Genomic DNA, 11,804 nt, shown 5'->3' on the forward strand with positions numbered 1-11,804 from the left:
TCAGCATAAAAAGTTCGAGCGATATGTACTATGAAAGCGACTCATCGCCCGAACCAATCTATATAGCCTCTTTTGAGCCGTGCTATAGATTTATTGCAATTACTTAGAACTTGTAATTCAAGCTAAGTGCTGCTGAGCGTGGCTGTCCAAGAACCACACGACCACCACCATTGTTGAGGGTGCTGATATATTCTTTATCGGCAAGGTTGTAGAGGTTGAGATTTAGTGAAGCATGCTTGTTAAAGTTGTAGCCTGCTAAGGCATCAAATACGACATAGCCTGGAATATTTGGCATGTTGGCAGGTGCGTTGCTGTCAGTCACAACACGTTTTTGTTCATCGACATAGCGAGCACCTAAACCAAATTTAAAGCCCGCCCAGTCGTAGGTTGACCATAAGCTTGCAGTCCATTCAGGTGACCAGCGTTCAGATAATGTTGTGCTACTCGATGAGCGTTGATTCAGTTGTTTAACTTTCATGTGGGCAACGCCTGCAGAAACATTCCAGGCATCGGTAATTTGACCTACAGCACTTAGCTCAACACCATCGACACGTTTTTTGCCTTCCTGCACGGCAAGCTGGGAAATCGGATCAATGGTCGATTGATTTTCATTTTCTGTGCGATACGCTGCAGCAGCCACAGCCAGTTTGCCTTGCAATAACTCCCATTTGCTGCCTAATTCATAATGATGGGTTTCTTGAGGCTGCGCATTAATGGCGTCATTGCCTGATTCAGACAGCGTGAAGTTGGTGCTGCCGGGTGGCGTTAGTGATTTTGCATACGCAGCGTAAATACTGCTATTTAATGTAGGCTTATATACAGCGCCAAGTTTCCAGCTGAACAGCGTATCGTGCGTGCTGAGATCGGCAGCCACCAAAGCATTTCCTCCACGTGGCAGAGTAAGTCCCTGATAATCGGTTTCATAATAATCTACACGCACGCCGCCGTTCAGTTGAAAACGCTCTCCAAATTTTAGAGTATCAAATAAATATGCGGCTGCCGTTTGGGTTTCACCATCGGTATAACCGCCATTATAAATAAGCGCTGGCATGGCTTGATTGCGGTCTGGGTGATAAAGATTGGCCCACGGTGTATCGGCAGTGGCTTCGCCAGGCATCTGGGTTGCCATGAGTTTGCTAGATTGCTGTTCTTTTAAAAACTCCATACCTGCAACAACATCATGCTGTACTGCCCCCGTTTTGACACTCCAGTTTAAAGTGCTTTGATTGGCCAGAATTTTATTTTCTTGATCGACGCCTTGGCGGGAGCGGTTCACTTCCCATTCGGCAGGGTTTGATGAACCATTGGTTCGAAGACCATTTGCACCTGTATTGATGCCTGTTAAAACCCGATTCATGTGGGTTTTCGCTACACGGGTGATATTGGTCAGTTTGAGTTGATCGGTTAAATCACTTTCAATTTTTGCGGTGAACATATCAGCATCGACATCTTCATAGTCATTGACATGGCCATAAAAATTCTCCCGATTGACTTTAGGCGCAGTGGCTAACAGTGAATCGGTATTGTAAAAGCCTTGCATGCCCACAGTTGGAATGCCACCATCTGGAATATTGCGTTGTCTGATGTGTTGAGAATATAAATACAGGCGTGTGGCAGTATTTAATCCAAAGGCAATAGAAGGGGCGATGGCATAACTATTGTTTTCAATATAGTCGCGTCCTTCTATGCCGCCTTCTTGACCCATCACATTCAGGCGAAAGGCGGTATTAGGATTGATGATTTGGTTAATATCTGCAGAAAGTCTTGTATGTTGTGCTGTGTTGTAAGTTGCAGAAATTTCCTGACTGCTTTCACTTTGCGGTAATTTGCTGACCAAATTGATATAACCCGATGCTGCACCACGACCCGCTTCTGAACCTGATGGGCCTTTGACCACTTCAATTTGATCAAGGTTAAAGACATCACGGCTGATCGCACCTAAATCTCGAATACCATCGACATAAGTTGAGGTTTGGGTAGAAAAACCTCGCATTTGAAAGGCATCGCCTGCGCTGGTATTACCATTTTCACCAAGTTGCAGGGTAATGCCTGGAGTGTTGCGTAAGGCTTCAACCAACGAGGTTGCACCTTGCTCCTGCAAAATTTCTTTTTTAATTACAGATATGGTTTGTGGAGTATCCAACAACGGCTGTGTGTATTTTGCAGAGCTTAAACTGTCTGCCTTGTATTTGCTTTCAGCTTCAGATTTAACGGTAATAGTGGGAAGCTGGGTGACGTCATCTTCAGGGTTTGCTGCATGTGCAAGTAGTGGAAGAGAGGCGGCTAGAGCCATCAGTTGCGCAGAGCGATTGTGTTTGCGGCTTTTGATCTGTGCCATTTATGGTATTTCCCTAAATGTAAACCAACAGGAGACCACGCTTTATTCAGCGTTTTTAGTTCAAAATGAATAAAGTGTGAAGTTGTTGTTATGACGTCTATAACAATTGATGCTAATTGTATTGAGAATCATTATCAATAACAATGTGCGGAGTGGTGTTTTCTTTAATTCTTATTTGAAAATAATAATCATTATCAATATTATTATTTAATAAAACGATGTGAACGTGAAAGGCTTGGGGGGAGACTAGAAAACCCTGCCGAAGCAGGGTTTGAGATGAAGTTTAAGACTTAGAAGTCATAAGAAACAGAAAGCCAGTAGTTACGGCCTGCTAAATATGTACCTTCAGAACTGCGTCCGATAGATAGATATTTATATGCCTGTTGTGTATCACCATTGATATCGATGTAATCCATATTTTGGGTAAAGTCTTTATCTAGTAAGTTGTTTACCGCAGCATTAATACGAATGTGATCGTTAAATTGATAGCTTGTGCCTAAGTTAAAGAGGTTATACCCAGAGAACTCATTATTTGTTTGTACTTCAATGCTTTGTGAGCCGGCATCTGTTGGTTTGGCAGTAAAGCGAGGGCGACCAGATTGGTACTCATGTTGTAACCAAATATCAAATGCATCATTAATATGCCAAGTTGAAGTCAAGTTAAGTAAATGTTTAGCAGTTGATTCTAAAGCATACCCTTTATCATCACCTTTGGTGATTTCTGATTCTGTAAAGGTGTAGGAGGCTTTGATATCCCATTCTGGGATAATTTGGTACTGCAATGAAGTTTCTAATCCGTAAATTTCCGCTTCATCAGCATTAAAGCTTTTACTAAAAGAGGTAACTTTGTTGCTGAAGTTAGAACAGTCATTGGTTTGACAGCTAAAGGTTTTAGAAATAATTTTATCTTCAACTTGGTTGAAGAATGCTGTTGCCGTTAAATTTAAAGCATCAGTCGGTTGATAATTAAAACCAAGTTCATAGTTGACTGAAGTTTCTGGATCTAGATCAGGATTTCCGAGACTTGGTGTTGCACCTTGTCCACTATAACCATTGATACCGTTATACAAATCTTTGGCTGATGGAGTTTTATAGCCTGTGCTGACGCCTCCTTTAATCGTTAAGTCATCGGTTGTATTCCATACCAAATATGCGCGCGGGCTAAACTGTCCACCAAAACCACTGTGATCTTCGTAGCGTCCACCAAAGGTAAAATAAAGGTTATCTCTTAATTGCCATTCATCTTCAGCATACAGTGACCAAGTATCTTGAGTAAATTCTTTACCAATGCCTGCGATATCATCTGCAATAGTAGTGTCTTTATATTCGGTGCCAATAGTAAGTTTGTGGTTCGCAATTGGAGTGACTAAATGTGAGTCAAAGACTAAATCAGTATTTTCTAATTTGCGGGGTTGTCCTGCAAGTGCTGGAAATGCATCCGTTGGAATGGTGCGTCCTTTAGTCTCAGTTGTATTCTGACTGATATAAGTTTTCCACAAACCGAAGTCATATTGTCCATCATGACCTGCAGCAATTTGAATACGATTAAACTCAAGTTCATCTTCATATCCTGCAATACCGCCACGAGAAATGAAGTTACCCAAACGTTGATCTGAATTGTCATATTTTTGAGTTGATGAAAAACCATCGATCCAAAAAGAGTTTTGATCATCAAGTTTAAAGTCTAATTTTGCACCGATATCATAATTATCAGCTTTGCTTGGGCGTGGGTCACGACCTGTTGAACCCTGAATACGTTCTGAACGTTGACGGTCTAAATAGCTGCCACGTAGTTGCAAACCTAAACGGTCATTGATCAGTGGTCCATTGACGACAAAACTGGTTTTCCATGAGTCTGCTTCGGCATTACTTTCCATGACATTACCGCTGACAGTGACATTCCCATTCCACTCATCAGACACTTTTTTGGTAATGATATTGATCACACCACCCATCGCTTCTGAGCCATAGCGAGTAGCCATAGGGCCACGAATCACTTCAATGCGTTCAATTGCGGCAAGTGGTGGCAAAAATCCATTTGATGTTTCACCAAAACCATTCGGGGTGACATCCGAAGATGTACTTTGACGACGTCCATCAATTAGAATCAGGCTGTAATCATTTCCAAGCCCACGCATTTTCACATTTAGCCCCGACGTTTTACCTACGCCTGAGCGAATATCAATTCCAGGAACATCTGCTAATAAATCAGCAATGCTGGTGGCATTTTTCTTTTCAATATCTTCTTTGGTCACCACACTAATAGATGCGGGTGCATTTTTTAGCTCTTGTTCAAAACCTGCCGCTGAAACCACAATTGTGGAAAGTTGGTGGGTTGAAGTCGCATCGGTAGAGGTATTTGCGAAAACAGCAGTAGAGGTTGCCCCAAGTAAAGCAAAACACAGCGGGTGTAGGTTGAACTTAGCCATAAAATGAAATCTCTGATTATGAATTGATGATGCCAATTGAACCTATATGGTAATTAGAATCATTCATGAAGGAGTTGGTTAATAATAATGATAAGTATTCTTATTTACAACAAGAAATATACACAAAGTTGAAAATTTACAGAAAATAGCGTGACGATTAAAAAAATTCAGTCGAGATCAGAACGTATTTTGTATATCCTTTAATGTTGTCATATAATGTGGCACTTTTTTATAAACTGTTATTACTAACTATATCGAGGAAGCCATGCAAGTAACTTCTGAAGCGGTTTCGGGCGTTGCCCGTCGTTTAAATGTATCTGTACCGACGAGCCGTATTAACGAGCAGTTTGAAGCTCGCTTGAAACGCACTGCCAAAACTGTGAAGATCAACGGCTTCCGTCCAGGTAAAGTGCCTGTAAACGTTGTTCGTCGTGAATACGGTGCGGGTATTTATCAAGAAGTGGTGAACGACATTATTCGTGACACCGTTTTTGAAGCAATCCAACAAGAAAAAATCAACGCTGTTGGTATGCCAAATATCGAAAAAACTGAAATGAAAGACGACGCTTTAGTTTACGAAGCGACAGTTGAAGTTTATCCAGAAGTTGAAGTGAAATTTGAAGGTTTAGAAGTTGAACGTAAGTCTTCAGAAGTGAACGACAAAGACGTTGAACAAATGCTTGAAAATCTTCAAAAGCAACGTGCTTCTTGGGCAGAAACCAAAGGCATGGCGAAAAAAGACATGCAAGTGACTTTTGACTTTGAAGGCACTGTAGATGGCGAGAAGTTTGAAGGTGGTGCTGCTGAAGACTTTAAACTGGTGCTTGGTTCTGGTCGCATGATTCCTGGTTTTGAAGATGGCATCGTGGGCATGAAAAAAGGTGAAGAGAAAGTTATTGATGTAACTTTCCCTGAAGACTACCAAGCAGCAAACCTTGCAGGTAAAGCAGCTCAATTCAAAATCACTGTGAAACTTGTTGAAAAGCAAAAACTTCCAGAAATTGATGCTGAATTCCTACAAATCTTCGGTATTTCTGAAGAAGATGGCGTAGACAAATTAAAAGCTGACGTTCGTAAAAACATGGAACGTGAAGTGAAAAATGGTTTACGTAACCAAGTGAAAGGCGCAACTTTTGATGCTCTAGTTGCTGCAAACGAAGTTGAGCTTCCAGCAGCGATGGTTGCTCAAGAAGTTGACCGTCAACGTCAGCAAATGATTCAGCAATTCACTCAGCAGTTTGGTGCGCAAGGTGCAAAAGCATTTGACTCAAGCATGCTTCCAGATGAATTGTTCAAAGAACAAGCTGAAAAATCTGTAAAACTAGGCGTATTGGTTAGCAAAGTATTGGCAGATGCTAAACTTGAAGTTGACCAAGCACGTGTAGATGCTTACATCGAAGATATGGCTTCTTCTTATGAAGATCCAAACGAAGTAATTGAATACTTCAAAAATGACAAACAACAGCGTTCACAAATCGAAGCAGTTGTTTTAGAAGATCAGGTTGTAGATCACATCTTAGCTTCTGCAAAAGTGACTGATACATCTGTAAGCTATGAAGACTTATTGAAAGAGCAACAAGCTCGTCAACAAGGCTAATTGGCTTTAGGTAAAAAAGGCGCTTTGTGCGCCTTTTTTATTGCATCGCAGTTTTTGGGTTTTTCACAGATCGACAACATTTAACTCAAAATATCTACGATTTAAGCTGTGAATATTTTGCAATTTAGACAATTATCCCTCATATTGTGAACATGAGTCGTGTCACAAGAATTTAGGAATAAATAACCATATGTATGTTCCAACAATTGAAAATGCTTTAGTACCCATGGTGGTTGAACAATCCTCTCGTGGTGAGCGTTCTTTTGATATTTATTCACGTCTTTTACGTGAACGTGTCATTTTTTTGACGGGTGAAGTCGAAGATAATATGGCCAACTTAATTGTGGCGCAGATGTTGTTTTTAGAAGCAGAAAACCCAGATAAAGATATTCACCTATACATTAACTCACCAGGCGGTTCTGTGACTGCGGGTATGGCAATTTACGATACCATGCAATTTATTAAGCCTGATGTTGTGACTTACTGTATGGGACAAGCAGCATCTATGGGTGCTTTTCTGCTCAACGCAGGTGCAAAAGGTAAGCGTTACTGTCTTGAAAATGCGCGTGTCATGATTCACCAGCCACTTGGTGGTTTCCGTGGTCAGGCGTCTGATATTGAAATTCATGCACGTGAAATTCTATTCATTAAAGAGCGTTTGAACCGTTTAATGGCAGAACATAGTGGTCAGGACTATGAAACTGTCGCAAGAGATACCGACCGTGACAACTTCATGACTGCGCAGGCAGCGAAGGAATACGGTCTTGTGGATGAAGTTTTAACAAAACGTCCATAAGTTTTAAAGATTGAGATATTGGAGTGACTATGTCCGAACATCCTCAGGGACAAAAACATTGTTCATTTTGCGGTAAAACGCAGTCTGAAGTCGGGAAGCTGATTGCAGGCGAGGACGCATACATCTGTAATGAATGTGTGGACGTATGCTTAGACTTGGTTCAGACCAGTCAACAAGTTGAGTCGGGTGATTGGGCAACACGTCCATTGCCAAAACCACATGAAATTCGTGCTGCGCTTGATCAGTATGTAATTGGTCAAGATACTGCGAAAAAAACCTTATCGGTTGCAGTATATAACCATTACAAACGCCTAAAAGTGAGCAATCAGGCGCATAAAGCAGGCGATGCTGTCGAAATCTCAAAAAGTAACATCATGTTGGTAGGTCCAACGGGTTCGGGTAAAACCTTACTTGCACAGACCTTAGCACGTCTATTAGATGTGCCTTTTGCAATGGCAGATGCCACGACTTTAACCGAAGCGGGTTATGTGGGTGAAGATGTCGAAAACATCGTGCAAAAGCTGTTGCAAAAAGCCGATTACGATGTAGAAAAAGCACAAAAAGGCATTATCTACATTGATGAAATTGACAAGATCACGCGTAAGTCTGAAAACCCATCAATTACTCGTGATGTGTCTGGTGAAGGTGTTCAGCAAGCCTTGCTCAAAATGATTGAAGGCACGGTGGCTTCTATTCCGCCTCAAGGTGGACGTAAGCATCCACAGCAAGAATTCATTCAAATTGATACTTCAAATATCTTGTTTATTTGCGGTGGCGCATTCTCTGGTTTAGAGAAAATTGTGCAGCAACGCCAAGAAAAAGGCGGCATTGGTTTTACGGCAGACGTGAAGAAAAAAGATGAAGGCAAGAAATTGTCTGATTTATTTCGTCAGGTAGAAGCAACCGATTTGGTGAAATTTGGCTTAATTCCAGAGTTCATTGGTCGTTTGCCTGTAATTGCAACGCTAGACGAGCTAGATGAAGATGCATTGATGCAAATTCTGACCGAGCCGAAAAATGCCTTAACCCGTCAATATCAATACTTATTCGAGATGGAAAATGTCGATTTAGTCTTTGAAGATGCAGCATTACGTGCAGTGGCGAAAAAAGCCCTTGAACGTAATACAGGTGCGCGTGGTTTGCGTTCAATTCTGGAAAATGCCTTGCTCGAAACCATGTACGACTTGCCAAGCCGTACCGATGTTGGCACAGTGGTAGTGACTGAAGCGGTGATTGAAGAAGGTGCTAAACCTGAATTTCAGACCGAACGTCAGCCTCAAACAGAAGAACCTGCAGCAGAAAAAATTGACTTAAAAGTATTAGACAGCAAAACTGCTTAATACGCTATTCGTCTGAAACGTGCCGAAACGCTAGGTTTCGGCACGTTTTTTTATTGTCAAAAAAATCAAGGCAGTGTTAATCTTAGACCTAGGCGTGGATGCCCATTATTCAAAACAACAATTGCAAAATGAATTTGCAGCGTGATTTCAAAAACGTGATTTACAAAAATAAGAAACGCAGTGAGGGATAGACATGCGTGGTGTCGCAATCTTGGTCGTGACCAGTTTAATGTTGCTGGGATGTCATGGCAAAAAAAACGTGGTGCAACAAACGCAACCACCTAGTACCTTAAAAGTTTTAGATTTAGAACAAAAACCTGGTTTTGTAGAACAACACCGTTTGGGCATGATGACCATTGGTGGTTGGGTCAATCAAAAACTAGGGCAAAATTTTAAACCTGTTCAGGCACAACATGCCGATGCTGCCATCGTGTATTTATATCGTCCAGATTCTAAATGGAACAGACAGGAAATTGTCGCTGCTAGTATGTTTATCAACAAACATCGGATTCCAAGTTTATTGCACAATCATTATTACTGGGTTGAACTGGCACCAGGCGCGTATCGTCTGAGTGTGAGTCGTCCTTTGGGTGCATTACATTTCCAAAAACCAAAGTATTTGGATTTTCAGGTACAGGCAGGGCAGTCGTATTTTATTAAATATGATGAAGAAAACTTGAGTACCCGCAAAGAGGTTTCAGGGCCTTTAATTCTTATGCCTTCAAGTACGGCACAACAGGAAATAGCGTTTACTCAATTGAAAACCGAAAGCTATAACTTTGTCGCGGAAGATCAAACCACAGGTAAGTTGCGTAAAAAGCCACAAAAAATCAAGCATGAAAAATATGACCCTGCAGAAGATGTGCATTTAACCCAACCCTTTAAATTGTGGGATCCGAGAACGTGGTAAGGTTTTGCATCTTTATCTCATGCATTGCTTTTATTTATTTCCAGTAAGCATAAAAAAGCACCCAATGTTGGGTGCTTTTTCGCTTATTACTAAATTGGAATATTATTCTGCTGCAGCATCTACAACGGGAATCTTGCCAATTTTAGCTTGCCAGATTTTTGGTGCAATCGCGTGGATAGATGTACCATTGACATCTACCGCAACAGATACAGGCATATCTTCAACTTTGAATTTGTAGATTGCTTCCATACCTAAGTCTTCAAAAGCAACCACTTCTGCTTCACGTACTGCTTTAGATACGAGGTAAGCTGCACCACCTACTGCCATGAGGTAAGTCGCTTTGTGGTCTTTGATCGCTTCAATGGCTGCAGGACCACGATCTGCCTTACCAATCATACCGAACAAACCAGTGTGTTCTAAGACTTGGCGGGTGAATTTGTCCATACGGGTTGCCGTTGTTGGACCTGCAGGGCCAACGACCTCATCACCAACAGGATCGACAGGGCCAACGTAGTAAATGAATTTGCCTTTTAAGTCGACTGGTAATTCTTCACCATTGTTGATCATGTCGACCATGCGCTTATGTGCAGCATCACGACCTGTGTAAATCGTACCGTTTAATAACAACGTATCGCCCGGCTGCCAAGAGTTCATTTCTTCTTGAGTAATGTTGTCTAAATCTACACGTTTAGATTTAGAAGAATCCCAAGTTACTTCTGGGTAGTCTTCAAGTTTAGGTGCTTGAATATGCGCTACACCTGAACCATCTAACTGGAAGTGTGCGTGACGAGTTGCCGCACAGTTTGGAATCATACCCACTGGTTTGCCTGCAGCGTGGCAAGGGTAGTCTTTAATTTTAATATCAAGAACCGTCGTTAAGCCGCCCAAACCTTGTGCGCCAATACCAAGAGCATTCACTTTCTCGAAGATCTCGATACGGAGTTCTTCCATTTTGTTTTGTGGGCCACGACGTAATAATTCGTCCATGTTGATTTCTTCCATGAGTGCTTCTTTTGCAAGCATCATGGCTTTTTCGGCAGTACCACCAATACCAATACCAAGCATACCCGGTGGACACCAGCCTGCGCCCATAGTCGGAACAGTTTTAAGTACCCAATCTACAATTGAGTCAGATGGGTTCAACATCGCCAATTTAGATTTGTTTTCTGAACCGCCACCTTTGGCAGCAACTGTAATATCTACTTTGTTACCCGGAACGAGTTTGTAGTGAATTACTGCAGGGGTGTTGTCTTTGGTGTTTTTACGACCAAATGCAGGATCAGCCAATACCGATGCACGAAGTACGTTTGAGTTTTCTAGGTAACCTTGACGTACACCTTCGTTGATCGCGTCGTCCAAGCTCATGGTTAAATCAAATTTAACGTCTAAACCCACTTCAAGGAATACGTTTACGATACCAGTATCTTGACAGATTGGACGATGACCTTCTGCACACATACGTGAGTTAATTAAGATCTGTGCAATCGCATCTTTCGCAGCTTTGTTTTCTTCACGATCATAAGCACGGCTCATCGCTTGGATGAAGTCTTGTGGATGATAGTAGGAAATGAACTGAAGCGCGTCTTTGATCGAAGTGATCAAGTCATCTTGCTTGATAATAGTTGTCATATCAAAAATCTCTTGAGCGGGCGGATAGCTAGCGGGCTAAATTATAAGATAAAATGCAGCGATTGTGGGCACTTTGATCAAGCTTTGGGCGAAAGTTTAATATCAGTCGTTAGCTTGAGAGAATTTGTGAAATATCCATAAAATTATGTCGTCAAAACGGGCCATGATTTTGCTGTTTTGTTGGTGCAAATTCAGCTATGTTCAAAGACTTCTTTGGAATGATGTTTGGGGTAAATATGAATGATCACACGCATTTAGCTGCTCAGATTATCCCCATTTATCAACGGCATGCAAAAGCGTGGACAGACTTGCGCGGTCAGTTGTTATATGAAAAAACTTGGCTGGATCGTTTTCTTGCTTATTTGCCTGCGCAGGCCAAAATATTAGATTTGGGCTGTGGTTCGGGGCGTCCTATTGCTGCGTATCTATTACAACATGGGCATCAACTTACAGGGGTAGATAGCGCGGACAGTATGCTGGAGATGACGCGTGAACATTTTCCCACACAGTGCTGGATTGAAGCGGATATGCGTACGGTGGACTTGAATCAGTGCTTTGATGGTATTTTGGCGTGGGATAGCTTTTTTCATTTAACGCCAAACGATCAGCTCTACATGTTCGAGAAATTTGCGCTATGGTCGTAAGCGTCCGCTGAACACACCTTCTGAATTCATCCTATAAGCCTTAATTTAGTCCCCACTTAGAAACAAGTGGGGACTTAAATTTATGACTACAAATCATCAGACATCCATCGCATCTCTTGCG

7 protein-coding genes and 1 pseudogene are annotated in these 11,804 nt (G+C 41.8%); 5 read left to right on the forward strand and 3 right to left on the reverse strand.

Features of this window, described 5'->3' with window-relative positions:
- Positions 1-103 precede the first annotated feature (103 nt).
- Positions 104-2,338: a catecholate siderophore receptor Fiu gene (locus tag ACEO2X_RS08130; protein WP_371971601.1), complete on the reverse strand. Its 2,235-nt coding sequence runs from the start codon at positions 2,336-2,338 to the stop codon at positions 104-106.
- A gap of 290 nt (positions 2,339-2,628) precedes the next feature.
- A complete protein-coding gene (locus ACEO2X_RS08135; RefSeq protein ID WP_371971602.1) occupies positions 2,629-4,767 on the reverse strand; it encodes a TonB-dependent receptor domain-containing protein in 2,139 nt (712 codons plus the stop codon).
- Between the two features lie 265 nt (positions 4,768-5,032).
- On the opposite strand from ACEO2X_RS08135, the gene tig reads away from it, so the two are divergent.
- From tig to ACEO2X_RS08155, 4 genes are all read left to right on the forward strand, one after another.
- On the forward strand, positions 5,033-6,364 hold the full coding sequence (gene tig / locus ACEO2X_RS08140; protein WP_168417894.1) for a trigger factor: 1,332 nt from the start codon (positions 5,033-5,035) through the stop codon (positions 6,362-6,364).
- A 190-nt stretch (positions 6,365-6,554) separates the two neighbouring features.
- Positions 6,555-7,160 (forward strand): ATP-dependent Clp endopeptidase proteolytic subunit ClpP, encoded by a 606-nt coding sequence (gene clpP, locus ACEO2X_RS08145; protein WP_004974855.1) that lies wholly within the window; start codon positions 6,555-6,557, stop codon positions 7,158-7,160.
- A 29-nt stretch (positions 7,161-7,189) separates the two neighbouring features.
- Positions 7,190-8,500: an ATP-dependent protease ATP-binding subunit ClpX gene (gene clpX / locus ACEO2X_RS08150; protein ID WP_004974856.1), complete on the forward strand. Its 1,311-nt coding sequence runs from the start codon at positions 7,190-7,192 to the stop codon at positions 8,498-8,500.
- A gap of 193 nt (positions 8,501-8,693) precedes the next feature.
- Positions 8,694-9,410, forward strand: coding sequence for a DUF2846 domain-containing protein (locus tag ACEO2X_RS08155; RefSeq protein WP_070153234.1), 717 nt, complete (start codon positions 8,694-8,696; stop codon positions 9,408-9,410).
- A gap of 102 nt (positions 9,411-9,512) precedes the next feature.
- On the opposite strand, the gene ACEO2X_RS08160 is transcribed toward ACEO2X_RS08155, so the two are convergent.
- Positions 9,513-11,039, reverse strand: coding sequence for a fumarate hydratase (locus tag ACEO2X_RS08160; protein WP_004974861.1), 1,527 nt, complete (start codon positions 11,037-11,039; stop codon positions 9,513-9,515).
- 236 nt (positions 11,040-11,275) lie between these two features.
- On the opposite strand from ACEO2X_RS08160, the pseudogene ACEO2X_RS08165 reads away from it, so the two are divergent.
- Positions 11,276-11,668, forward strand: a pseudogene (locus ACEO2X_RS08165) (trans-aconitate 2-methyltransferase); the annotation flags it as partial.
- Positions 11,669-11,804: the final 136 nt, after the last annotated feature.

The organism is Acinetobacter sp. AL9 (assembly GCF_041464035.1).
GTDB classification, from domain to species: Bacteria; Pseudomonadota; Gammaproteobacteria; order Pseudomonadales; family Moraxellaceae; genus Acinetobacter; species Acinetobacter towneri.

Coding starts and splice junctions, on each gene's coding strand:
- ACEO2X_RS08130 (WP_371971601.1), bottom strand. CDS start 2,338: ATGGCACAGATCAAAAGCCGCAAACACAATCGCTCTGCGCAACTGATG.
- ACEO2X_RS08135 (WP_371971602.1), bottom strand. CDS start 4,767: ATGGCTAAGTTCAACCTACACCCGCTGTGTTTTGCTTTACTTGGGGCA.
- tig (WP_168417894.1), top strand. CDS start 5,033: ATGCAAGTAACTTCTGAAGCGGTTTCGGGCGTTGCCCGTCGTTTAAAT.
- clpP (WP_004974855.1), top strand. CDS start 6,555: ATGTATGTTCCAACAATTGAAAATGCTTTAGTACCCATGGTGGTTGAA.
- clpX (WP_004974856.1), top strand. CDS start 7,190: ATGTCCGAACATCCTCAGGGACAAAAACATTGTTCATTTTGCGGTAAA.
- ACEO2X_RS08155 (WP_070153234.1), top strand. CDS start 8,694: ATGCGTGGTGTCGCAATCTTGGTCGTGACCAGTTTAATGTTGCTGGGA.
- ACEO2X_RS08160 (WP_004974861.1), bottom strand. CDS start 11,039: ATGACAACTATTATCAAGCAAGATGACTTGATCACTTCGATCAAAGAC.